The sequence below is a fragment of the Planotetraspora silvatica genome (assembly GCF_016863315.1).
Classification (GTDB): domain Bacteria; phylum Actinomycetota; class Actinomycetes; order Streptosporangiales; family Streptosporangiaceae; genus Planotetraspora; species Planotetraspora silvatica.
Genome location: NZ_BOOQ01000042.1, coordinates 117,094 through 139,697, shown reverse-complemented (window position 1 = coordinate 139,697; position 22,604 = coordinate 117,094). Strand labels below are relative to the sequence as shown.

At 69.8% G+C, this 22,604-nt stretch carries 21 protein-coding genes; 10 read left to right on the top strand and 11 right to left on the bottom strand.

All coding sequences use genetic code 11. From position 1 onward, the window contains the following. Positions 1-95: 95 nt before the first annotated feature. Positions 96-872: a DUF4190 domain-containing protein gene (locus Psi02_RS29505; protein ID WP_203979108.1), complete on the bottom strand. Its 777-nt coding sequence runs from the start codon at positions 870-872 to the stop codon at positions 96-98. A gap of 61 nt (positions 873-933) precedes the next feature. Then, complete coding sequence (locus Psi02_RS29500; RefSeq protein ID WP_203979107.1) at positions 934-2,913, bottom strand: HelD family protein; 1,980 nt, start codon at positions 2,911-2,913, stop codon at positions 934-936. Positions 2,914-3,024: 111 nt separating this feature from the next. On the opposite strand from Psi02_RS29500, the gene Psi02_RS29495 reads away from it, so the two are divergent. Further along, positions 3,025-3,330, top strand: a complete 306-nt coding sequence (locus Psi02_RS29495; protein WP_203979106.1) for a hypothetical protein — start codon at positions 3,025-3,027, stop codon at positions 3,328-3,330. Between the two features lie 177 nt (positions 3,331-3,507). On the opposite strand, the gene Psi02_RS29490 is transcribed toward Psi02_RS29495, so the two are convergent. Together Psi02_RS29490 and Psi02_RS29485 are read right to left on the bottom strand one after the other, a co-directional pair. After that, positions 3,508-5,163, bottom strand: coding sequence for a DNA repair helicase XPB (locus tag Psi02_RS29490; RefSeq protein WP_203979105.1), 1,656 nt, complete (start codon positions 5,161-5,163; stop codon positions 3,508-3,510). 49 nt (positions 5,164-5,212) lie between these two features. Then, positions 5,213-7,582, bottom strand: coding sequence for a helicase-associated domain-containing protein (locus Psi02_RS29485; RefSeq protein ID WP_308442282.1), 2,370 nt, complete (start codon positions 7,580-7,582; stop codon positions 5,213-5,215). A gap of 72 nt (positions 7,583-7,654) precedes the next feature. Here Psi02_RS29485 and Psi02_RS29480 point away from each other — a divergent pair, with 72 nt between their 5' ends. Together Psi02_RS29480 and Psi02_RS29475 are read left to right on the top strand one after the other, a co-directional pair. Next, entirely contained in the window at positions 7,655-8,530 is an 876-nt protein-coding gene (locus Psi02_RS29480; RefSeq protein ID WP_203979104.1) for a hypothetical protein, read from the top strand. Positions 8,531-8,677: 147 nt separating this feature from the next. Beyond that, positions 8,678-9,076, top strand: a complete 399-nt coding sequence (locus tag Psi02_RS29475; RefSeq protein WP_203979103.1) for a cold-shock protein — start codon at positions 8,678-8,680, stop codon at positions 9,074-9,076. Positions 9,077-9,093: 17 nt separating this feature from the next. Here Psi02_RS29475 and Psi02_RS29470 read toward each other — a convergent pair whose 3' ends face one another. Next, positions 9,094-10,248 carry an MFS transporter gene (locus Psi02_RS29470; protein ID WP_239095257.1) on the bottom strand — a complete coding sequence of 385 codons (1,155 nt, stop codon included), beginning with the start codon at positions 10,246-10,248 and terminating at the stop codon, positions 9,094-9,096. A 227-nt stretch (positions 10,249-10,475) separates the two neighbouring features. Between Psi02_RS29470 and Psi02_RS29465 the strand changes: the two genes are divergently transcribed. Together Psi02_RS29465 and Psi02_RS29460 are read left to right on the top strand one after the other, a co-directional pair. After that, the gene (locus tag Psi02_RS29465) at positions 10,476-11,276 is read left to right on the top strand and encodes a DUF3027 domain-containing protein (protein WP_203979101.1); all 801 of its coding nucleotides are present in this window, start codon (positions 10,476-10,478) and stop codon (positions 11,274-11,276) included. Position 11,277: 1 nt separating this feature from the next. Further along, a complete protein-coding gene (locus Psi02_RS29460; RefSeq protein ID WP_203979100.1) occupies positions 11,278-14,316 on the top strand; it encodes a sacsin N-terminal ATP-binding-like domain-containing protein in 3,039 nt (1,012 codons plus the stop codon). A 34-nt stretch (positions 14,317-14,350) separates the two neighbouring features. Here the strand turns inward: Psi02_RS29460 and Psi02_RS29455 are convergent, their stop codons facing one another. Beyond that, positions 14,351-14,563 (bottom strand): DUF2530 domain-containing protein, encoded by a 213-nt coding sequence (locus Psi02_RS29455; protein WP_203979099.1) that lies wholly within the window; start codon positions 14,561-14,563, stop codon positions 14,351-14,353. A 176-nt stretch (positions 14,564-14,739) separates the two neighbouring features. Here Psi02_RS29455 and Psi02_RS29450 point away from each other — a divergent pair, with 176 nt between their 5' ends. After that, positions 14,740-16,137: an NCS2 family permease gene (locus Psi02_RS29450; protein WP_203979121.1), complete on the top strand. Its 1,398-nt coding sequence runs from the start codon at positions 14,740-14,742 to the stop codon at positions 16,135-16,137. Between the two features lie 102 nt (positions 16,138-16,239). On the opposite strand, the gene Psi02_RS29445 is transcribed toward Psi02_RS29450, so the two are convergent. Both Psi02_RS29445 and Psi02_RS29440 read right to left on the bottom strand, forming a co-directional pair. Continuing rightward, complete coding sequence (locus tag Psi02_RS29445; protein ID WP_203979098.1) at positions 16,240-16,710, bottom strand: hypothetical protein; 471 nt, start codon at positions 16,708-16,710, stop codon at positions 16,240-16,242. A gap of 28 nt (positions 16,711-16,738) precedes the next feature. Beyond that, positions 16,739-17,302: a TetR/AcrR family transcriptional regulator gene (locus Psi02_RS29440; RefSeq protein ID WP_203979097.1), complete on the bottom strand. Its 564-nt coding sequence runs from the start codon at positions 17,300-17,302 to the stop codon at positions 16,739-16,741. A gap of 221 nt (positions 17,303-17,523) precedes the next feature. Between Psi02_RS29440 and Psi02_RS29435 the strand changes: the two genes are divergently transcribed. From Psi02_RS29435 to thpR, 3 genes are read left to right on the top strand one after another with little or no spacing between them, the layout of a single operon-like run. Continuing rightward, entirely contained in the window at positions 17,524-17,967 is a 444-nt protein-coding gene (locus Psi02_RS29435) for a MarR family winged helix-turn-helix transcriptional regulator (RefSeq protein ID WP_203953264.1), read from the top strand. Between the two features lie 5 nt (positions 17,968-17,972). Beyond that, positions 17,973-19,226 carry an MFS transporter gene (locus Psi02_RS29430; RefSeq protein WP_203979096.1) on the top strand — a complete coding sequence of 418 codons (1,254 nt, stop codon included), beginning with the start codon at positions 17,973-17,975 and terminating at the stop codon, positions 19,224-19,226. Further along, positions 19,189-19,746 (top strand): RNA 2',3'-cyclic phosphodiesterase, encoded by a 558-nt coding sequence (gene thpR / locus Psi02_RS29425; RefSeq protein WP_203979095.1) that lies wholly within the window; start codon positions 19,189-19,191, stop codon positions 19,744-19,746. Before Psi02_RS29430 ends, thpR begins: the two co-directional genes overlap by 38 nt. Positions 19,747-19,857: 111 nt before the next feature. Here thpR and Psi02_RS29420 read toward each other — a convergent pair whose 3' ends face one another. Then, positions 19,858-20,829: an aldo/keto reductase gene (locus tag Psi02_RS29420; RefSeq protein WP_203979094.1), complete on the bottom strand. Its 972-nt coding sequence runs from the start codon at positions 20,827-20,829 to the stop codon at positions 19,858-19,860. A gap of 171 nt (positions 20,830-21,000) precedes the next feature. Beyond that, complete coding sequence (locus Psi02_RS29415) at positions 21,001-21,255, bottom strand: GntR family transcriptional regulator (protein ID WP_239095256.1); 255 nt, start codon at positions 21,253-21,255, stop codon at positions 21,001-21,003. A gap of 284 nt (positions 21,256-21,539) precedes the next feature. Here Psi02_RS29415 and Psi02_RS29410 point away from each other — a divergent pair, with 284 nt between their 5' ends. After that, positions 21,540-21,875: a hypothetical protein gene (locus Psi02_RS29410; RefSeq protein WP_203979093.1), complete on the top strand. Its 336-nt coding sequence runs from the start codon at positions 21,540-21,542 to the stop codon at positions 21,873-21,875. 211 nt (positions 21,876-22,086) lie between these two features. Here the strand turns inward: Psi02_RS29410 and Psi02_RS29405 are convergent, their stop codons facing one another. Next, entirely contained in the window at positions 22,087-22,395 is a 309-nt protein-coding gene (locus tag Psi02_RS29405) for a hypothetical protein (RefSeq protein WP_203979092.1), read from the bottom strand. Between the last annotated feature and the right edge of the window lie 209 nt (positions 22,396-22,604).

The window sequence follows — 22,604 nt, the reverse complement described above, 5'->3', positions numbered from 1 at the left end:
ACTTCTAAGTCTTCGCTGTACCTGAGAAGGGGCGGTTCCCGACGGGAGCCGCCCCTTCTTCGTGTCTCAGTCCTCCACGCCCCGGCTTCCTGAGATCAGGGGCGCGCCGAGCCGGTCAGCTTGCCGGCCTGACCGTCGACCACCAGGCAGGTGACCGCACGGCCCCGGTTCCAGCTGAGCTCGTTCGGCGGATACAGGGCGAAGGCCCTGAGCCGCTCGATCATCGGACTGTCCGCCAGCACCTGGGAGAGCCGCTCCTCGCACGCGGAGGACGCCTGCTCGCCGGCCGCCTGCACCCCCGGCCAGTCGTGCGCCGGCAGGGTGATCTTGATGATGACCTCGGCGTCGTGAGGTTGGGCGCACGGCAGGGCCGCCAGCCGGGTGACCACCTTGCCGTCGACCACGCCGTCCACGCAGTCGCCCTCGTGCAGGCTGGTGCTCGACACCGAGCCGCCGCGGGTCACCGTGCCCGTGTCGTCGCGGTGCGCGGCGCCGAGGGCGGCGCCGATGAAGAGCAGGGCGACCAGGACGATCCACAGGCCGGAAAGGATCAGGCCCGCGATCGCGAGGCCCTTGCCCTTGTCGCCGCGCCTCCCGATCTGCACCAGCGCCACGATGCCGAAGATGATCGAGAACAGGACGCCGCCGATGATCCCGAAGACGAGGGCTGTGATCGCGAAACCGTTGGTTCGCGGGGAAGGCGGCGGATATCCGTACGGCGGGGGATAGGGGGACCCGTACGGACCGGGCTGGGGAGGGTTCGGCGGAGGATACGGGGACCCGTACGAGCCGGGCGGCGGGGGGTAGGGGGACTCGTACGAGCCGGGCGGTGGCGCCGCCGGCTCATTTCCCCCGGAATAAGGTTCACTCACGGCACCTAATAGTGCCGTGTCATGATTTATTGCGACAAATAGGTAATCGCTTTGTGGGCGGTCAAAGCAACTCGGCCGGAAGTTCGGCGGTGTGGAGCACGCTCAGAGATGTGACGGCTCGGGTCAGCACGACATAGAGCCGGGCCAGGCCGCGCTTCTCCGCCGCCACGATGTCGGCGGGCTCCACCACGACGACGTGGTCGTACTCCAGGCCCTTGGCGAGGCCGGCGGGCACGACGAGCACACGCTCCTCGCCGGTGGAGTCGGCGCCGAGGACGCCGTGCGGGATGTCCCCCAGAGCCGCGGAGACGGCCGGAACCGAGTCGTCCGCCACGATGACCCCGATCGAGCCCTCACGCTGGAGTGCCTGCCGTACCGCGTCGGGAACGGCCGCGGCCGCGTCGGGCGACCGTCGTACGGAAAGTGAGCCCGCGCCCGGACGGAGCGAACGGGGGGCGGCGAGGTCGGGCGCGACCGAGGGGAGCAGCCGGGCGGCGTAGTCGAGGACCTCGCGCGGCACGCGGAAGCCGAGGGTCAGTTCGGTCACCTCGCCGGACGGCTGGCCGAGGTGCTCGAGCACGGTCTTCCACGACTGGGCCGACCACGGCGTCGTGCCCTGCGCGATGTCGCCCAGGACCGTCGCGGATCCGGTACGGCAGCGCCGTCCGAGCGCCCGGAGTTGCATGGCGGACAGATCCTGCGCCTCGTCGACGACGACGTGGCCGTGGGAGGCGGTCCGCTCGATCAGGTCGGCCAGTTCGTCGAGCAGCGCGGCGTCGGCGGCCGACCACTTCGCCGACCTGTGCGACTTGGCCGGCTTGCGCCACAGGACGGCCTCCTGCTCCTCCGGCGACAGGTCGGTCCTGGCGGCCCGGGCCAGGAAGTCCGCGTCCGAGAGCAGCCGGAAGAGCACCTGCTCGGGGGTGAGCTTCGGCCAGACCGTGTCGAGGATCTGCTTGACCGGCTTGGAGCGGGCGACGGCGTCCTGCACCCGGTCGTCCGGAGACTCGCCGCGCCGCTCCATCTGGACGAGCACGGCGTGGGCGAGTCGCTGGGCGAGCGTCGCCCGGCCGGGGGCGTACCGGATCGTGCCGCGGAGCGAGGCGACGATCTCGCGTACCGCGTGATCGGCGAGGCGGTAGCGGTTGATCCCCTTGGTGTAGAGAACGCCCTCCTCGGGCTTGGTCACGTGCAGCCAGAGGGCGCGTTCGAGGACGGCGGCCATCCGGGCGTCCCCCTTGATCGCGGCCGTGACCGGGTCCTCGGGGAAGGAGTGGTCGCCGAGGATCCCCGCGACGGTGGTCTGGTCGACCTTCACCTCGCCGAGTGCCGGGAGGACCGAGGAGATGTACGACAGGAAGGCCCGGTTGGGGCCCACGATCATCACGCCGTTCCTGGCGAGCCGCTCGCGATGGGTGAAGAGCAGGTAGGCGGCCCGGTGCAGGCCGACGGCCGTCTTCCCGGTGCCCGGCGCGCCCTGGACGCAGACGGTCACGCCGAGATCGGCTCTGACGATCTCGTCCTGGTCGGGCTGGATGGTCGCGACGATGTCGCGCATGGGGCCGTTGCGGGGCCGTTCGATCTCCTCGGCCAGCAGCCTGCTCTGCGCGAGCTCCCTGCCGTCCATGGGCTCGTCCTCGTAGGCCGTCAGCTCGCCGCCCTGGTACCCGAACCTGCGGCGGAGCGTGACGCCCATCGGGTCGGACGGGCTGGCCTGGTAGAAGGCGCGGGACACCGGGGCACGCCAGTCGATCACGAGGGCGCGCCTGTCGTCGTCGTGGACGTGCCGGCGGCCGACGTAGATCGTGCCGGGCAGGTCGCCCCCCGCCGACAGTTCGAGCCGGCCGAAGAAGAGCGGCGTGTCCCTGTGGTCGGCCAGCGCGGCGACCCGCTGGTCGAGCAATCCCTGGAGGATCTGCTGGGAGACCCAGTCGCCGGCGGCGTCGGCGGACAACGACTGGGCGTGCTCGCGCATCGATGTGAGAGCGGCCCGTGATACCGCGAGATGGGCGCGCTCGGCTTCTAGGACGTTTTCCGGCATGCCGAACTCCTTCAGGACGCGGGAAAGACAAGAGCTTACAGACGGCCTTCCGGCGAACCCAAATGGTTTTCTTGTGCGTGTTGCACCTTCTGTCCGGGTACCTGTATCGAGGTGACGCGGACCTGGGTGCCTCCGGCCATTCCCACCATGGCGAGCCTGCTGCTCGCTCTCCTCTGGGTGTTGTCGGTCTTCGGAGGCTGGGGGGTGGAGGCCTTCTGCCCGGCCGCCGACTCGCCCGGGACGTGTGCCGACCGGATCGCCTCCGTCGTCGTGGTCTCCGGAGCGATCGCGCTTTTCGCCGCGGTCTCGACGGCGGCCGCCTGGTTCACCCGGAGGCAGGGTCTGCTCGGTGTCGCGGTGATCGCGTGGGTGGCGGCGGTCGGAGCGCTCTTCGTCGGGGGAGTGATCGCCCAGTAATCACCCCAATACGCTGCGATTTCTACCAAATTGGCATGGCTTGGGTAGGGCGAATTGCGTGATTTGCCACAAAGATGGGGTATGGGCGTTCCTGCTGTTCTGGTGTGGGGGGGTGATGCGGTTGTCTGGGGCCAAGGGGATTTCCTGGACCTGACCTGGCACCCGCACCCGGCGAGATCACCTCGCCGGGTTCTCCTCGCCCACGTCGTCGGCGTCCACGATGCGATAGGCGTATCCCTGCTCGGCGAGGAACCGCTGCCTGTGCGCGGCGAACTCCTGGTCGACCGTGTCGCGGCTCACGATGGAGTAGAAACGCGCGCCCCCGCCGTCGGCCTTGGGCCGCAATACGCGACCGAGCCGCTGCGCCTCCTCCTGCCGTGAGCCGAAGGTGCCCGACACCTGGATCGCGATGGACGCCTCAGGCAGGTCGATCGAGAAGTTCGCGACCTTCGACACCACCAGGACCTGGATCTCCTTGTCCCGGAAGGCCTGGAACAGGCGCTCCCGCTCGCGCACGCGCGTCTCACCCTTGATCACCGGGGCGTTGAGATGCTCCCCCAGCTCGTCGAGCTGGTCGATGTACTGGCCGATCACCAGCACCTGCTCGCCGCCGTGGCGGCGCACCAGGGCCTCGGTCACCCGGGTCTTCGACGGCGTGGTGGAGCAGAACCGGTACCGCTCGTCGGACTCGGCCATCGCGTAGGCCAGTCTCTCCTCGTCGCTGAGGGTCACCCGGACCTCGACGCAGTCGGCGGGCGCGATCCAGCCCTGCGTCTCCATCTCCTTCCACGGCGCGTCGTAGCGCTTCGGTCCGATGAGGGAGAACACGTCGCCCTCGCGACCGTCCTCGCGGATCAGCGTCGCGGTCAGGCCCATCCGGCGGCGGGCCTGCAGGTCGGCCGTCATCCGGAAGATCGGCGCGGGCAGCAGGTGTACCTCGTCGTAGATCACGAGCCCCCAGTCGCGGGCGTCGAACAGCTCCAGGTGGCGGTACACGCCCTGCCGCCTGGTCGTCATGACCTGGTAGGTCGCGATCGTGACCGGGCGGATCTCCTTCTTGGTCCCGGTGTATTCGCCGATCTCGTCCTCCGTGAGGGAGGTGCGCTTGATCAGCTCCTGCTTCCACTGGTGAGCGGAGACGGTGTTGGTCACCATGATCAGCGTCGTCGCCTCGGCGTGCGCCATGGCGGCCGCCCCCACGATGGTCTTGCCCGCGCCGCAGGGGAGCACGACCACGCCGGATCCGCCGTGCCAGAACGCGTCCGCCGCCTCCTTCTGGTACGGCCGCAGCGTCCAGCCGTCCTCGGCCAGCGCGATCGCGTGGTGCTCGCCGTCGACGTATCCGGCGAGGTCCTCGGCGGGCCAGCCGATCTTGAGCAGCAGTTGCTTGATGTTGCCGCGCTCCGACGGATGCACGGCGACGGCGTCGGATCCGATCCGGTCGCCGAGCAGCGGCTGGATCTTCTTGGACCGCAGGACCTCCTCAAGGACGGCCCGGTCCGTGCTGGTGAGGACGAGCCCATGGGTGGGGTGCTTGTCCAGGCGCAGCCTGCCGTAGCGGGACATGGTCTCCGCGACGTCCACGAGCAGCGCGTGCGGCACCGGATAGCGGCTGAATCCGATCAGCGCGTCGACGACCTGCTCGGCGTCGTGGCCGGCGGCCCGCGCGTTCCACAACGCCAGGGGGGTGACCCGATAGGTGTGCACGTGCTCGGGAGCACGCTCGAGTTCGGCGAACGGCGCGATCGCCTTGCGGCATTCGTCGGCTCGTTCGTGATCGACTTCGAGCAGCAGTGTCTTGTCCGACTGAACGATCAGTGGCCCGTCATTCAAAGGTCGCTCCCTTGTCCGGATAACCGCATAACAAACTACCGAGCCGAAATCAGCTCACGTCCGCGATGCCGGTTATCCGGTGCAGGGCGAACCGGTGGACGGCCGCCCGGGTCTCGTCGTAGGCGGTGAGGTAGCCACCCTCCATCCGGGCGGGTTCGAGGATGCGGCTGGTGGCGTGTCCCTGTGCGTCAAGGTAGCCGATCCAGACCCGCGAACCCTGGCGGATGGCGTCCTGGAGGGCCTGGATCGTCGCCGTCGCGGGCGACCGCGGCACCTGCCCGTCGGGACCGTGCGACGGGCGGCGGCGGGTGCGGTGGGCCTCGTCACCAGCGCGCATGGCGCGGATGGCGGCCGCCGCGACGTCGGGTTCCGGCCCGGTGGGGCCTGCGCCGCGGGCGACCGGCGGGCCGTCGGTCCGCCGGCTGTCGGCCCTGGAGACCAGCACGTCGCCTTCCAGGGACTCGGCGACCGGCGCGTATCCCATCGCGCGGAGCGAGTCGATCAGCGTGGCCCTGGACGTCTTCGACGCCAGCACGGTGGGCGCGAGCCGCCGCAGCCGCAGCAGCCCGGCCCGCTTGTCCGCCAGCACCTCGTCGAGCACGGAGGGGTCGTCGCACCGGACGTAGGCGGACGCCGTCCCGACGCGGATGCGTCCGTGGCGGCGGGCCACGTCGGAGATCAGGTAGCGCAACGGCTGGGGGACGGCGGTGGCGGAGTGGCGCTCCAGCATGCCGGCGACGTCGTCGGCCGACTGCCCGGCGTCGAGCGCCCGCCGGATCGAGCGTTCGCTGAAGCGGTAGACGGTCGCGCCCCCCTTCGACTCCACATCGGCGGTCAGGGCGAGCCAGCGTCCGAGATCGCTGGTCAGAGGCCCGGGGGCGACCGCGGTCAGGTCCGCCTGCAGCAGCACATGATCCACGGGCTCGGGGAGCAGCGGCGCGAGCAGCCCGGCGGCCGTGCCGTCCCCGCGCACGATCCCGTGGCCGTGCGCCGAGAGGACTCCCAGCCCGGTGACGCCCACCTGCTCGGCCTCCCGCAGGGTGAGCTCGGCGAGCCGGTCGCGCTGGGCGCCCCTGCGCCTGGGCTGCTCCCAGGAAAGCCTGGCGAGGACGGACGCGGCGGCGGGCGCGAGGCCGGGACCCGCGGACGCGAGAACGGCCAGCGTCTGGGCGCGCACCTGAGCGGCGGCGGGCCTGCGGAGATCGGGATGGAGCGCGTTCAGCGGCCGGTCGCGGTCGTCCCGCTCGCCGATGAGTCCGGGGACCCGATCCATGCCGGCCCAGGCGGAGGCCAGCAGGGCCCACCGGTCCTCGGTGCTCTTCACCCGCCAGCCGTCGTAGGCCGGCGTGGGCAGCCACTCGCCGTCGACCGATCCGCCGGACGCGACGAGCCCGGCGGCGTAGGCGATCTCCACGACCAGCCCGGCAGCCCATTCCGGCAGATCGAGCGACTGCGCCGTCCTCTTCAGGTCCCGGATGGCGAGACCGCCCGTTCGCAGGACCCCCGGAGGTTCGACGCTCCAGTGCTCGCACAGCTCCTCCACCGTCCGGACCAGGGTGAACGCCTGGCCAGCCGCGGTCCTGTCGGCGAGGACCTGGTCCCGCCGGGCGCCCTCGAGGTCCGGTGGGCGGGGGGACAGGTCGCGATGGACCCGCCCGTCACGGAGGAAGAGCGCCACCTCGCGGGGAAGGGCCACACTCTCGTCGCCGGTCGCGCCCAGCAGACCGCGCGCGAGAAGCTGCTCGATCGGCGACTGGGCGGTGGCCGTCCGGATGTCCCTGCGGGCGTTGGGCAGCCGTCCGCTCGCCGGGCCCCAGGACAACTCGTCGAGGGCGGCCCGCGCCTGCGGCGAGACCTCGGCGACCAGGCGGCCCACCGTCGTGGGATCGGCGAGGAGCTCGGCCAGCCTGTCGCGGGGAGACCCGTCACGCCGGGGCGCCCCGATGTCGTCCAGCAGGACTTCGAGGGCCTCCGGCGAATGATGCCGGAACACCTCCGCCGCGGGCGGCCCGAGCCCGGCAGGGGGGTCGAGCGCCTCGACGACACCCGGGGCGGGAAGCAGCGCGTCGTCGGGCCCGAAGGCGAGGCCTCTGGTCCTGAGCCGGTCGAGCGCCTCGTCGAGCGCCGCGTCCAGCTCCTTCTTGCCCGCCGTACCGGCCGCGGCCTTGTCCAGTGACGACCTGAGCGCCTTGCGGGTGATCGGGCCCGGCTGGAGAGTCAGCGTCTCCACCACGGCGAGGGTGAACCGGTCGAGACGGTCGAGCGCCCGGCCGAGGGCGGAAGGGCTGCCGGCGCGGGCGGCGAGCCCGTCGACGTGGGCGGGCACGGGCGTGATGAGCTCGGGCCGCGCTGTCACGAGGGCGCGCAGTTGCTCGTCCGTCCGGCCACGCAGCCACTCGGGGAACTCGGTGCTCATCATCCGTTCCATCGTAGGGCCGCATTTTTCGAGCATCACTCGACCAGGCGCGAGCGCTGAGGCAGTATGACGAGCATGATCGAGCGTGCGGACCAGCTCGTTCTCGAGTTCGTCAGCAAGGTGGCAGACGCCGCTCATGGCAGGCTGCGCCCCGAACAGCGGCTCGACTACGTCCAGCGGCTCCGGGCCAGCGTCGAGCGGGCGCGCGGAGGCAGCGAGGACGCCAGGCACGTCGCGAAGGTCATCGCCGGGTTCGGAACGCCGGACGATCTGATCGACCGGGAGATCCGCAGGCTCGCGGCCGCCGAGCATGCCGTCCAGCCGACCGCGCACCAGGCCGCCCAACCGGTCGGGGAGGACGACACGGCGGTGTTCCCGGTCGTCGTCGACGACGGGGAACCGAGGCGAGGGGTTCCTCCCGAGGTGGCCGACTACAGGCGGCCGCCTCCCGGCGTGAGCCACGGCCGCCGGATCGCGAGGGAGCGGATCTCCCGCCAGGCCGATCGGCCGGCCCCGCTGACGCGGTTGCGCCGGGCGGCGATGGCGGGGGGAAACCCGATGGCCACCGGGGGGAGGGACGCCCGGACGATCTTCCTGAACAACCGCCGCGAGACGCTGGCGCTCGTCCTGCTCGTGGTGGCCGGCCTGCTCGTCCCGTTCCGCCTGGCGACCGTGGCGATCTTCCCCGTGCCCGGGATCGTGTGGGCGGCGGCCGCCCTGACCCTGCTCTCCTGCCAAGGCTGGTCGTTCTCCGACCGGCTGATCGGCTTGGCCGCCCCGGTCGTGGCGTACGCGGTCGGCGGGGTCCTGCTCGGAGCGGCACGTTCGGAGGGCGGAGGCGTCCAGGCGTTCATGGTGTCGTTTCACAACGTGAGCGGTGTGCTGTTCATTCTCGGAACCGCCGCCGCGGTGTCCTGGCTGGCCTTTCGACTGCTCGATCCGCCCCCCTGAGAAAGCGGAAACAATCGCCGATAAACCACTCGCGCGTCGATCTCGTGATGTGCAGGCTTACTTCCCAGAGTGGGGGTCCGCAGGGGCCCTCTCAGGGCATAACCTACTTCCAATCACCTTCACGACAGTCTGAACGAGGTCACCCCTGTGCCGAGTGGCAAGGTCAAGTGGTATGACGCCGACAAGGGTTTCGGCTTTCTCACGCGCGATGACGGCGGTGAGGTATTCGTACATTCTTCGGCGCTTCCCAGGGGCACGGAGGCGCTGAAGCCGGGGCAGCGGGTCGAGTTCGGTGTGGCCGAGGGACGTCGCGGCCAGCAGGCCTTGTCGGTCCGGGTCCTGGAGCAGCCGCCCACGCTGGCGAAGGCCGCCAAACCCAAGGGCAAGCGGAAGGGTCCGGACGAGATGGTGGTCATCGTCGAGGATCTGATCAAGCTCCTCGACGACATCTCGAACTCCTACCAGAGGGGTAAGCATCCCGACGTGGCCCACGCCAAGAAGGTGGCGACGGTGCTGCGGGCGGTGGCCGACGACATCGACGGATAACGCGGCAGGCGGCGCGGCTATCCGGCCGGCTCGGGGGTGACGGTCGCCAGCCGCCTGCGTCGTACGGCGAGAAGCCAGACGAAGGAGAACGCGAGCCCCACGGAGACCACCGCGAGTCCCGCGGGGCCGGGCGTGAACAACGACATCACGAGGCCGAGCAGGCCGCCGAACACCCAGGCGATCTGCAGCAGCGTCTCCACGACGCCGAAGGTGGACGACCGGACCTCCTCGCCGATCTCCCGCTGGACGATGGCGTCGAGCGCGAGCTTGCCGAGGCTCTGGCCGAAGGCGCCCACCAGGGCGACGACGAGGGCCGTCCACAGCGAGAAGAAGAACGCCGCCGCGACAGTGGTGACGGTCGTGACGGCGAGCGTGACCAACACCGTCAGGAGCGGAGAGCGGGAGCGGGACCACGAGGCGACCGCCGCGCCGGCCAGGCCGCCTCCCCCCGCCGCGAGCGCGAGCAGGGTCAGGGCGGCCTCGGGGGCGAGTCCGTGGAGATGGTGGTCCTGCACCAGGAAGAGCAGGAAGAACACCAGGAAGCCGGCCTGGACGCGGATGGCGGCGTTCGCGGTCATCGCCTCGCCGACCACCTGGCCCACGCTGAGGGTGGTCCGCCATCTCGGCGGCCTCACGGGCTCGTCGGCCTCCACCTCCACGTCGGGCGAGTCGACGTGCCGCGGGAGCCGTACGGCGACGACGCCGGCGGCGAGAAAGAGCGGCATCGTGGCGCGCAACACCCATTCGGGTCCCACCAGGGCGGCCACCCCGGTCGACGCCGCCGCCCCCACCCCCGCGGAGACCAGGGCGAAAAGGGAGACCCTGGCGTTCGCCGTCACCAGCGGGATGTCGGCGGGCAGCACGCTCGGCATGATCGCCGCCCGGGACACGTTGTAGGCCTTGGACAACACGAGCACCGCCAGGGCGGACGGGAAGAGCGTGAGCGCGTCGGAGGAGTGGACGGCGCCGGCCATGCCCCAGCACAGCAGTCCGCGCGCGAAAAGCGTCCCGGCCATGATGTAGCGGCGCCCGGAACGGAAACGGTCGAGCACGGGCCCGACGAAGGGCGCCACGACGGCGAACGGGACCATCGTGATCAGCAGGTAGAGCGCGACCTGGCCGCGCGCCTGTCCGACGGGCAGCCGGAAGAGCAGCGCGCCGGCCAGCGACACCGTGATCAGCGCGTCGCCCGCCGAGTGGGCGGCGGTCAGTTCGATCAGTCGTCCGAGGCCGGTTCGGTCAGCGCCATTCGCATGTGTGAGCCGCCGTGTAGCCCGACCCGGCGCTCCCACAGCACGCACAACTTTCGGCCAAAAATTCACCATAGGCACCGACATCCCTTTCAGTGTTACCCCATAGAGCCGGTGCGGTCCGCTCTCGGCGTGGGTGAAAATGGAGTGTGAGTCGTACCCGAATCCGAAGCACTCCAGTCGACCAGGCGTGTGCCGATGCCGTCGACTTGGCCCGAGCAGTTGCCGAGGAGATGGCCCGCCCGGGTGAAGTGGGGGCGCATCTGGGCTTCGAGGGCGATGGCGATCGGCTGGTCACCCACTACTTCGAATGCCTGGAGCGGGCCTACTCGGGCTGGCGATGGGCGATCACGGTCACCCGGGCCTCCCGCGCGCGCAACGTCACCGTGAGCGAGACCGTGCTGCTGCCCGGGACGGGCGCGCTGCTCGCTCCGGCGTGGGTGCCGTGGAACGAGCGCCTGCTCCCCGGCGATCTCGGTGTCGGCGACCTGCTGCCGGCCGAGGCCGACGACGACCGCCTCACTCCCGGCTACACCGCCACCGGCGACGATCTCGACGAGCAGATGATCTTCGAGTACGGCCTGGGCCGGGCCCGTGTGCTTTCGCCGGTCGGCCGGGACCTGGCCGTGGAGCGCTGGCATTCCGGAGAGGCGGGCCCGCACACCCCGCTCGCGCACGCGGCTCCCGCCCAATGCTCGACCTGCGGGTTCTACTGGCCTCTGTCGGGCACCCTGCGGCTCGGCTTCGGCGTCTGCGCGAACGAGTACGCCCCCGACGACGGCCGCGTGGTCGCCGCCGACCACGGATGCGGCGCCCACTCCGAGGCGACCACGGTCCCCTCGATGGTCGTGGAGGCCCAGCCGCCGATCCTCGACGACCTGGGTTACGACGACCTCATGGAATCAGGTTCGGTCGACGCGACCGGCTCCGAGCCGCTCGGTCACTCCTGACATGTTCGACACCCGGAGATTGCGCGAGACGGTCCTCGCCGCCTGGACGGCCTCGCCCGCCCGCTTCCGTGAGGACGCCAACGCGGAGGAGGACTTCGCGCTCGGCGGCTATCGCGACCGGCTGGTCGTCGAGTTGGCCCAGAACGCGGCGGACGCCGCTCTGCGCGCCGGAGTGCCGGGCCGCCTGAGGCTGTCGCTGCGGCACGGCGTGCTCCTGGCGGCCAACACCGGCGCCCCGCTGGACGAGGCGGGGGTCGAGGGCCTTTCCACGCTGCGCGTCTCCGGGAAGAGGGACGAGGCGGGCGCCGCCGGTCGCTTCGGCGTCGGCTTCGCCGCCGTGGTGTCGGTCTGCGACGAGCCCTCGATCGTCTCGCGGGAGACCGGAGGCGTCCGCTGGTCGCGCGCGGAGACGAACGCCCTCGTGGGCGCCCGTCCCGAACTCGCCGGCGAGCTGGCCGGCCGTGATGGCCACGTGCCGCTGCTGCGCCTGCCGTTCCCCGTGGAGACCGGCGAGACCGCCGAGACGACCACTGAGACGGCCGCCCGGCCCTCCGAGACCACGGAGGCCGTGGCGGTCCCCGAGGGCTTCGACACGCTGGTACGGCTCCCGCTCCGCGATGACGCGGCCGAGCAGGCCGTACGGCGGATGCTGGAGGAGGCCGGACCGGCGCTGCCCCTGGCGATGCCCGCACTCGAGACCGTCGAGATCGAGATCGACGGGCACGCCCGCACGATCTCCACTGACGGCTGGCGGATCGCGACGGAGTCGGGGGCGTTCACGCCCGAACAGGTCGCCGAGCTCTTCGCCGGACGGCCCACCGAGGAGCGGGCCCGGCCGTACTGGGAGGTCCGGTGGGCCGTCCACCCCGAGGCGCGCACCCCGAGAGTGGTGCACGCGCCGACGCCGAGCGACGAGCCCCTCGATCTGCCGGCCCTGCTGATCGCCACGTTCCCGCTGACCACCGACCGGAGGCACGTCGCTCCCGGACCGCTCACCGACTTCCTCGTCGGCCGGGCCGCGCAGGCGTACGTCCGGCTGCTCCAGGACCTGCCCGCCACTCCGGCCCTGCTCGACCTCGTGCCCGGGATGATGGGCAAGGGAGAGCTCGACGCCGCCATCCGCAGGGAGATCGTCAGGCTGCTGCCCGGCACGCCGCTGCTCCCGTCGATCTCCGGAGTCCTTCCGGGCAACCAGGCGCGGGCGGTCGCGGGGTCGCAGGAGTTCCTCGACAAGATCGCGGACATGGTGCCCGGGCTGCTGCCCGCGGGCTGGGCGTCACGCAATCCCGCCCTCACCACCCTGGGCGTCAGGAGGGTGGAGCTCGCCGACGTCGTGGACATGTTGTCCGGCGACGCCGTACAGGACAAGGACCCGTCGTGGTGGCGGTCGTTCTACGCGGTGCTGCCCGCCGACGACCTCGAGGCCATCGGGGCGGTCCCGGTGCCGCTCGCCGACGGACGGCTGGTCCGCGGGCCCCGCGGCACGCTGGTGCTGTCTGGGACGCTCTCAGAGGCTCTCGACGGGGCTGAGGGCTCCGGACCGGGCTCGGATGCCCGGCCGCCCCTCGACCCGGCCCTGCTCGGCCCCCTGGGCCTGCGGATCGTGCACCCCGACGCCGTGCATCCGCTGCTGCTCCGGCTGGGCGCGGCCGAGGCGACGCCGAGGACGGTCCTCGAGGACCCGCTCACCCACGCCGCCGTGACCGAGTCGCTCGACAGCGCCGATCCCGAGCCGGTGTCCCAGGCCGTGCTGGCTCTGGTCGACGCGGCGGGGCTCACGGCCGGCGAGGCCCCATGGTTGTCGGAGCTGGCGTTGCGAGGCGCCGACGGCGAGCTCTACGCGGCGGGCGACCTGCTCCTCGAGGGCGGTTCGCTGGCCGGGCTGATCGACCAGGACGTGCCCTTCGGCGTCGCCGCGGCCGACCTGGTGGAGAAGTACGGCTCGCACGTTCTGGCGGCGGCGGGAGTGCTCGACGGGTTCGCCGTGGTCAACGACTCCGACGTCCTGCTCGACCTGTCCGAGTGCGATCACGACCTCGATCTCGAGGACGAGTGGATCGAGGCCGTCCTCGATCTGCTGCCCGAGTTCGACGTGCCGCCGGTGGCCAGGGAGTTCACCGCCGTCCGCGACCTGGAGTATGTCGCCGACTGGACCTCCGCGCTGGGCCTGCTCTCCCGGCCGCCGCTGCGTGCCGCGCTGCGGCCGCTCCGCGTGCTCGTGGCCGGCGAGACGGTCGAGGTTCCGTCGTACACGTCCTGGTGGTTGTCGCGCCATCCGGTGCTCGACGGCCGCCTGCCCACGACACTCAGGCTCGCCTCCGGCGACCCTCTGCTGTTCGGCCTGTACGGCGACGCCCCGGTGGGGATCGACGAGAGCGCGCTGAAGATGATCGGCGTCAGGTCGTCGCTCGAGGAGTTGCTGGCCTCGCACGGCGGGCCTGAGGAACTGCTCGACCAGCTCGCCGACTCCTCGGCCGAGGTCGACCGGGCGCAACTGCGCTCCCTGTGGACGGCGCTGGCGGGGGTGGACCCCTCCCGGGTGAGCCCGCCGGACGCGGTCCGGGCCGTGCTGAAGGGGGCGATCGTGGTGGCGGAGGCCGAGGAGGGCCCCGTCGTCGTGGAGGCGCCCGACCTGCTGCCCCTGGTCGAGGACCGGCCGCTCGTGCTGGCGCCGTTCGACCTCGCGGAGGCGTTGTCGGAGGTGCTCGACCTGCCCCTGGTGGGAGAGGTCGTCACGGGGGCGGTGACGTCGTCAGGGGTGGAGCGGCCGGTGCCGCCGGAGGTGCGCTCGCTGCTGCCTTCGACGCCGCTGAGCTATGTCGAGCACGACGATCTGCTGGTGGACGGCAGGCCGGTGCCCTGGCGCTTCTTCGAGGGCAAGGTTCACGCCTCGGGCGTGGAGGGCCTGGCCAGAGGCCTCGCGTGGGCGTCCGGGCAGTGGGGCGACCGGCTCGCGGTGGCCGCGCTCCTGCGGGATCCCGGCAGGGTTCCGCTGCTGCTGGCCGAGGCGGATCTCGATCCGGTGACCGCGCTCGGCTGACAGGGCCCGGCTCCGGCGGTGTGCCGCCGCCGCGTCAGCGGCGGCGGGAGTCGCGGCGGTGGACGTAGTAGACGCCGAACAGGCCCAGGCCGATCCCTGCCACGCAGGTCCAGATCGACCACGTGTGCACCGGTCGGATGATCAGCAGCACCACCAGGGCGATCGCCCATAGGGCTGTTCCCACCACGAAGGTCGTGGTGTCGTTCGTCTTGAGCGGTTGGGGATCCGGTCGGCGCGGCTGGGTCACTCCGCAAGCTTAAGAGGTCGCGGGAATCGGGATGACCCCGGATGACGAATTAGTCACAAAAGGACAACTGCGTCTTTTCGTCAAAGGTGTCACCCTGTCACTCTGCGCGCGTGAAGCAGACCAGCAGTTCCACTGCACTTGATCGCTATTTTTCGATCTCAGCGCGTGGCTCCACCATGGGCCAGGAGATCCGCGGCGGCGTCGCCACCTTTTTCACGATGGCCTACATCGTCGTCCTCAACCCCCTCATCATCGGAACCGTCGCGGACAAGACCGGGCAGTATCTCGGCGACGGCAGCGCCTCCAACACCCCGCTGGTCGCGGCCGCGACGGCGTTCGTGGCCGGAATCGTCACGATCGCGATGGGCGTGTTCGGCCGGGTGCCGTTCGCCCTGGCCACCGGTCTCGGCCTGAACGCCTTCCTCGCCTTCGGCATCGCCAGCCAGATGTCCTGGGAAGACGCCATGGGCCTGGTGGTGCTGGAGGGCGTCGTCATCGCCATTCTGGTGGTGACCGGCTTCAGGGTCGCGGTGTTCAACGCCATCCCCGCCCAGCTCAAGACCGCGATCAGCGTCGGGATCGGATTGTTCGTCGCGCTCATCGGGTTCGTCGACGCGGGATTCGTACGGCGCATCCCCGACGCGGCGAACACCACCGTCCCCGTCCAGTTCGGCTCGCTCGGCAACGGCTCGCTGACCGGCTGGCCGACGCTGGTCTTCGTCGTCGGCCTGATCGCGACGGCGTTCCTGGTCGCGCGCAAGGTGAAGGGCGCCATCCTCATCGGCATCGTCGGGACGACGATCTTCGCGGTGGTGGTGGAACTGATCGGCAAGCTCGGGTCCCAGCCCGCGAAGCCGAACGGGTGGAGCCTCAACGTGCCCGCCCTGCCGTCCAAGATCATTGAGGTTCCCGACCTCTCGCTGCTCGGCCAGTTCAGCCTGTTCGGCGCCTTCGCCCAGATCGGCGGTCTCGCGGCGGTCCTGCTGGTCTTCACGCTGATGCTGGCCGACTTCTTCGACACCATGGGCACGATCGTCGGCGTCGGCCGCCAGGCCGGGCTCGTCCGGGAGGACGGCACGATGGAGCGGACCCGCGAGATCCTGCTGGTCGACTCCCTCGCCGCGGCGGCGGGCGGCGCGGCCAGCGTCTCGTCGAACACCACCTACATCGAGTCGGCCTCGGGTGTGGGGGAGGGCGCCCGTACGGGACTGGCGAGTGTGGTCACCGGAGTGCTCTTCCTGCTCGCGATGTTCTTCGCGCCGTTGACCGAGATCGTGCCGTTCGAGGCGGCGACGCCCGCGCTCGTGATCGTGGGCTTCCTGATGATGACCCAGATCAAGGAGATCGATTTCAGCGACTTCGAGATCGCGATCCCGGCGTTCCTGACGATCGTGCTGATGCCGTTCACCTACTCGATCACCGTGGGAATCGGCGCGGGCTTCGTCAGCTACATCGTGATCAAGGCCCTGCGCGGCAAGGCGAAGGAGGTCCACCCGCTGCTGTGGCTCGTGGGGATCCTCTTCGTCGTCTACTTCGCGCTGGAGCCGATCAAGAGCCTTCTCGGGATCGGCTGATGTCGCAGGCCGTCATGGTGTCGGATCGACCACCATGACGGCCTGGTCGTGCAGTCCGGGCCGGCCGTCCCGCACGGAGGCCAGCCCCGTGACGGGAGGGCGTCACACCGCGCCGGCGGCGGCGAACGTGCAGATCGCGGCGGCGAGGATGAGGATGTGCAGGATCATGTGCTCGAGGTTGGGGCGCGGCCGGTCCTTCCGGGCGGGGAGCACGATGATGGTCTTCGCGTAGGTCCGTGCGTGCAGTCCGGCCCAGCTCTCTCCGGTGCCCGCGGTCGCCCAGGGCACCGTCACTCCGACGAGATAGGGCAGCCACCACAGGGCCAGGCCGCCGAGGACGACGAGCAGTTCGAGGCCCCCTCCGGCGTAGGCGAGGACCGGCAGTCCGGTGAGGCCCGCCACCCCGAGGAGCACGGCGGGGACAAGCATGACGGGCCCGTTGACGGACACCTCGGTGATCTGTTCCGACCTCTTCGCCTCCCGCACGTTATTGAACGGGAAGAGGTCCACGAGCGTGGTGAGGACGAAGTAGGCGTCGGCCACGATCAGCAGGACGAGCGCGACGGTGAACATGGGGGAGCCCTTTCGTTCGGGAGTGGGCTCAGGCGCCGTGACGCGCCTGGACTCCGGCGAGGAACGTGGAGACGGCGATGTCGAACCAGGCGTCGTAGTACGTCTGGGGTGCGACAGGCGGTTCAGGGGCCTCGCCGAACTCGGCGAGGGCGTGGCCGTTCACGAGGATGTAGAGCGACTGCACCAGGAACAGCGCCTCCTCGTCGGTGACGCTCAGGCCCGCGTGCATCGAGGCCAGTACCAGGGGGATCGCCTTCTCGAACACGTCGGGCGACACGTTCCGTACGGCGACGACCGCGGCGGCGCCCGGATGGGTGCGCAGGGTGGCCCGCAGGGCGTGTGCCGTTCCGTGCAGCAGTTCACGCCATCCCAGGCCGGGGGTGAGCGTCGCGATCACCTCTGCGGCGACGCGGTCCGCGACCAGTTGGAGCAGCGCGGCCTTGTTCGGCACGTGGTAGTAGAGCGACGCCGCCTTCACGTCGAGTCGCGCGGCCAGTGTGCGCATCGAGAGCGCGGCGAAGCCCTCCTGATCGAGGAGGTCGAACACCTCACGGAGGATCGACTCGATGTCCAGACGTGCCGCCGGGCTCATGGACGGCTCCTTTCTAACGCAGTTAGGTTGAATCTAACATCGTTAGAATGGTGCGCGCAAACGGCCTGTTCGGGAAGCCGGGACTTTCCTGCGGCGGCGAGGGGGCGACCTGGTCCCCGTGGCTGCGTCACACTGGGGGACCGCCTCGCGCCCGCGAGGCTCTGAGCTCGCGAATTGCGGAATATCGCGGCGCGACATAAAGTTAGCAAAGGTAATGAGACATGCTAACAAAGACAGAGAACCTACGCAGCGACGCCGGCCTCGCGTCCGCGTTGCGCGTTTCGCTCGCGCGGCTGAACCGTCGGCTGCGCAAGCAGGGCGCGCACCACTCGCTGACCCCCACTCAACTCGCGACGCTGGCGGCTGTAGAGAGCCACACCGAGATGACCCCCGGAGAGCTGGCGGAGCACGAGAAGGTGCAGCCGCCCTCGATGACACGGGTGATCGCCAAGCTGGAGGAGCGGGGTCTGCTGGCACGCAAACCCCACCCGACGGACCGGCGGCAGGTCACCGTCCGCCTGACGGAGGCGGGGACGGCGCTGCTCAAGGAGGAGCGCCGGATGAAGGAAGCCTGGCTGGCGCGGCAGCTCAAGGAGCTGACGCCGGAGGAGAGGGCGGCGCTGCGCGTGGCCGCCCCGATTCTGGCGAGGCTCTCCCAGATGTAGGGGGGATGTTCCGTTCGCTGCGCAACTACAACTACCGGCTGTTCGCGGCCGGTGGTGTGGTGTCCAACGTCGGCACATGGATGCAGCGGACGGCGCAGGACTGGCTGGTCCTCGATCTCACGGGCGGCAGCGGCTCCGCGCTCGGCGTGACCGTCGCGCTGCAGTTCCTGCCGGTGATGTTGTTCGGCCTGTGGGGCGGGATGCTCGCGGACCGCTACCCCAAGCGGCGCGTGCTGGTCGTGGCCCAGACGCTGATGGGCCTGCTCGCGCTCAGCATGGGCGTGCTCGTCCTGACCGGCTCCGTGCAGGTGTGGCACGTCTACGTGATGGCCTTCACCCTCGGCCTGGTCTCCTGTGTCGAGGTCCCGACGCGGCAGTCGTTCGTCGTGGAGATGGTGGGCCGCAAGGACCTGCCGAACGCGATCGCGCTCAACAGTTCGACGTTCAACCTGGCCAGGGTCGTCGGCCCCGCCGTCGCGGGCGTGCTCATCTACTGGATGGGAACCGGCCCGATCTTCCTGCTGAACGCGGTGTCGTTCGCCGCCGTGATCACCGGGCTGATCCTGATGCGGGGGTCGGAGCTGCGCAGCCCCGAGCCGGTTCCGCGGGCCAGAGGCCAGCTCAGGGAGGGGCTGCGCTACGTCTTCGAGCGGCCGGATCTTCTGCTGCCGCTGCTCATCGTCGGCTTCATGGCGATCTTCGCGCAGAGCTTCACGACCAGCATCGCCCTCATGGCCAGGGAGGTGTACGGCGCGGGCGCGTCGTCGTTCGGCATCGCGTCCAGCGCGTTCGCCGTGGGGGCCCTCGGGGGCGCGTTGCTGGCGGCACGGCGGGTCAAGCAGAGCCGCCGCTTCCTGCTCGCCGGATCCGCGTGCTTCGGCGTCTTCCAGATCGCCGCCGGCATCGCCCCCGACTACGCGGCCTTCCTGCTCCTGTTGATCCCGGCGGGGATGGCCATGATCACGGTCAACACCACCGCGAACACCATGGTGCAACTCGGTTCGTCGCCGGAGATGCGCGGCCGGGTCATGGGGATCTACGTGCTCGTCTTCACGGCGGGAGCGCCCGTCGGGTCGCCGCTCGTGGGATGGCTGGCCGAGTCGGCGGGCCCCCGGGTCGCGGTCGTGATCGCCGGCGCGCTGAGTGTCGTGGGCGTCGGCCTCGCCGCACTGCTGACCAAGGTCGTCGCCGCCCGCGCGGCCGCTGGGGAACAATCGGTCAGTGAGCAGGTTGTTCCTGGCGCTGTTGCCGCCGTCTGACGCGCTGGAGGAGGTCGCCGCGGCGATCGCCCCCGCGCGGGCCGAATGGCCGGGCCTGCGCTGGATCGACCCGGCCCTGTGGCACGTGACCCTCGCCTTCCTCGGCGAGGTCCCCGACCGGGTGCTGCCCGACCTGCACGTACGGCTGGCAAGAGCCGCCTCCCGCCATCCGGCGGCGACGTTGTCGTTCGCGGGGTCCGGAGCCTTTCCCTCTCCGGCTCACGGGAGGGTCTTCTGGGCCGGCCTCGGCGACGGCCCGTCCCTGAAGGGGCTGGCGGACTCGCTCGCGGCGGGGGCGCGGCGGGCCGGGGCGATGGAGAAGGACCGCATGCGGTTCCATCCCCACCTCACCCTGGCCCGCTCAAGGGACGGGGCCGACCTTTGGCCCCTGGTCCGCGCCACGAGCACGTTCAGTGGGCGCCCCTGGGAGGCGAAAGCCGTACATCTGATGCGAAGCCATCTCGGGCCGCACGTTCGTTACGAGCCCGTCGAGGCGTATTCACTCGGCCGTCGCGACTAGGCTCCTTGCCGTGGATCGTCCTCGTCGCTGGTTGTTGCCCACGGTGCTCGCGCTGCTCGTGCTCATCGTGGTGGTCGGGACACTGGTGGGATGACGCGGGCGGGCCGACCCCTACCAGGCGTACGCCTCGGGGGCGGCGTGGCCGGGACCGGGGAAGATCTCGTCGAGACGGGCGAGCGCGTCCTCGTCGATTCCCGTGTGCATGACCTGGTTCGCGCCCTCGAGTTGCCCCATCGTGCGCGGCCCGATGATCGGAGCGGCGACCGCGGGCTGGCAGAGCAGCCAGGAGAGCGCCACGACGGTGGGATCCGCGCCGATCTCCGCGCAGAACGCCTCGTACTCCTCGATCTTGCTCCGGTGCTTGTCCACCTCGGCGAGCATGGTGTCGGTGCCGGACCGCCCCTTCTCGAGCTTCTTCAGCACACCGGAGAGCAGGCCGCCCGCGAGAGGGCTCCACGGGATCACGCCCATGCCGTAGTCCTCCGCGGCCGGTAGGAGCTCGAGTTCGGGCAGGCGGTTGAGCAGGTTGTAGTGCGTCTGCTCGCTGACCAGGCCGAGGAAGTTCCGGCGCCGGGCGGCCTCCTGGGCCTTGGCGAGGTGCCATCCGGCGAAGTTCGACGAACCGACGTACAGGATCTTGCCCTGCTGCCGCAGGACCTCCATGGCCTCCCAGAACTCGTCGAACGGCGTGTTCCTGTCGATGTGGTGGGCCTGGTAGAGGTCGATGTAGTCGGTCTGCAGACGCTTCAGTGAGGCGTCAGCGGCCCGTCGGATGCTCAGTGCCGACAGCCGGCGCTCGTTCGGCCAGTCGCCCATGATGCTGTAGACCTTGGTCGCGATGACGGTGCGCTCCCGGCGGCCGCCCCCCTTCGCGAACCACCGGCCGATGATCTGCTCGGTGACACCTTCGCCCTTCTTCTGACCGTAGGCGTTGGCGGTGTCGAAGAAGTTGATCCCGAGTTCGTGGGCGCGATCCATGATCGCGTGCGAGTCGTCTTCGGTGGTCTGCGGGCCGAAGTTCATCGTGCCGAGGCAGAGCCTGCTGACCTGTAGGCCGGTTCGTCCAAGTTGTTGATATTCCACCGCGCCAGACTATGCAGCGACGCGGAGGGGCGGCGCATCGGGAACTCGCCGACCCTCAAGGACATCGTCTACGCGCGCAACGGCAGCGGCGGCGAGCCGGTCCCCGGTCTCCTGCGAGATCTGGTCCAACGCGACCATGAGCGACAAGCTGACCTTCCAGCGGGCGCTCGCTTACGCGCGCTCGCCCTCCTCCGACTGATCTCTCACGAACGAGCCCATGCCGGGCTCGGTGTAGATGAGGCCGTCGGCCCTCAGGGCAGTCATGACCTTCTGGGCCGTGACATTCGCGATTCCGAATTGCTCATTGAGCTGAAGCACGGAAGGGATACGTTCGCCGGGCTTGCGGTTCCCGGAGAGGATCTCTCCCCTGATCATCTCGTAAACCTGTCGCCACCTGGGGCGATCGTGCTTCCACTCGAATGACACGAAGGCAACGGTAGGTGTACTACCTGGCGCTACGCATCCGAGGCACGCTATGGCAGCGATGGCGTTTACTGTAGGACATGGTATCCGTAGTATGCCATGGCATACCTCATTGACCTACACTTCCAAGCCCCCGCGATGAAGGCCGCCAGCATGACGATCGCCAACCACTGTCTATGGCCTTTGGGCTCTCTCCAGGGGTCTCGATGGCCCCACGACGCTCGGCAAGTACTACGAGGGCCGGACTAACTACAACATTTCGTTCACGGAATGAGAGACGAAGTCAGATGACCGAATGGAAGGAGTCGACGGACGTGAGCAGCACGGGCACCGGCGGCCTCCGCGCTGCGATCGATTCGACCAACCACAACTTCGTTCTGTTCTGGGAAGCCGAGTTCCCCAACAACGTCGCCAGGGTCTCCCGACCCGTGTGGGACGTGGCACTGGCGCGCATCAAGCTGGTCGGAGGCGGGAGCTACGCGCTGCCGCATTTGTACGACGTGCTCGCGGTCAACCTGGGCGACCACCAGAACGTGATGACCACTCTGGCCAATTACGAGGCTTGGAAGCAGGCCGTGCGTGCGGGTGGCTTCGACGAGCTTCCCGTAGGGGAGGCGCTGTGAAGTGTGATGCCTGCCGAGAGGCTTGCGCCTGTGAGGCCATCCGCCAGTGGGAGCAGTACGGGGTCCTGCTCCAAGAGGCCGGGGAAGACGTCACTGACTTCTTTGACGCGCTGCCCGATTGGTACGTGAAGAGCCACCGATTGGTACGGGTCATCTGAGGAACATCAAGAAGAGCCCCCGCCCCTTTCGGCGGGGGCTTTCTGCTGGTTTCCTACATGCCCGATACGGGAGGCGGGAATACCTGGACCTCGCATCGCCAGCAGTGCAGTGGCTCGATCACGACCTCGCCTACGAGCGAGGGCTTGTAGGCGAGGAGCCAGTCCCACAGTTCGGTCACGAGCCAGGAGGCCACGTTCAGCGTGTCCGTGAACGCCCTGATGTCGCCACACGACAGTCGTTCGCCGAGCAGGATTCGGCGAACGTTGGGTGAGCCGGCCAGCCTCACGAGGTGGAGAAGCGTCTCCTGAAGGTCCCTCCGGGCCTCTTCGGACACGTGCTTGCGTCTTACGTTGTCCACCATGAACACCTCCCAGGGCGTGAATTGGTGGGATGACCCGCTCTTGGGAGTCCTGTATACGGTATACATATTCCGGTTTAGGTTTCAACCAACCCAGGTCTCGTACCGACCCGACTTACCACTTCTTGACGGTTGGTGGGTGATGTCAGCCCGTCTCTGACAGGCGAAACGGCAGGTCGGCCAGGGGCTAACCCTGCATCGCGGCAAAACTA

Bases quoted from the DNA above. Each gene is read 5' to 3' on its own strand.
- Psi02_RS29445 (WP_203979098.1), bottom strand. From the start codon at position 16,710: ATGTTCACCGTCGCGCTCGTCCTGCTGATCGTGGCCGACGCCTACTTC.
- Psi02_RS29460 (WP_203979100.1), top strand. From the start codon at position 11,278: ATGTTCGACACCCGGAGATTGCGCGAGACGGTCCTCGCCGCCTGGACG.
- Psi02_RS29485 (WP_308442282.1), bottom strand. From the start codon at position 7,582: ATGATGAGCACCGAGTTCCCCGAGTGGCTGCGTGGCCGGACGGACGAG.
- Psi02_RS29430 (WP_203979096.1), top strand. From the start codon at position 17,973: ATGTTCCGTTCGCTGCGCAACTACAACTACCGGCTGTTCGCGGCCGGT.
- Psi02_RS29500 (WP_203979107.1), bottom strand. From the start codon at position 2,913: ATGCCGGAAAACGTCCTAGAAGCCGAGCGCGCCCATCTCGCGGTATCA.
- Psi02_RS29440 (WP_203979097.1), bottom strand. From the start codon at position 17,302: ATGAGCCCGGCGGCACGTCTGGACATCGAGTCGATCCTCCGTGAGGTG.
- Psi02_RS29435 (WP_203953264.1), top strand. From the start codon at position 17,524: ATGCTAACAAAGACAGAGAACCTACGCAGCGACGCCGGCCTCGCGTCC.
- Psi02_RS29480 (WP_203979104.1), top strand. From the start codon at position 7,655: ATGATCGAGCGTGCGGACCAGCTCGTTCTCGAGTTCGTCAGCAAGGTG.
- Psi02_RS29405 (WP_203979092.1), bottom strand. From the start codon at position 22,395: ATGGTGGACAACGTAAGACGCAAGCACGTGTCCGAAGAGGCCCGGAGG.
- Psi02_RS29410 (WP_203979093.1), top strand. From the start codon at position 21,540: ATGACCGAATGGAAGGAGTCGACGGACGTGAGCAGCACGGGCACCGGC.
- Psi02_RS29450 (WP_203979121.1), top strand. From the start codon at position 14,740: ATGGGCCAGGAGATCCGCGGCGGCGTCGCCACCTTTTTCACGATGGCC.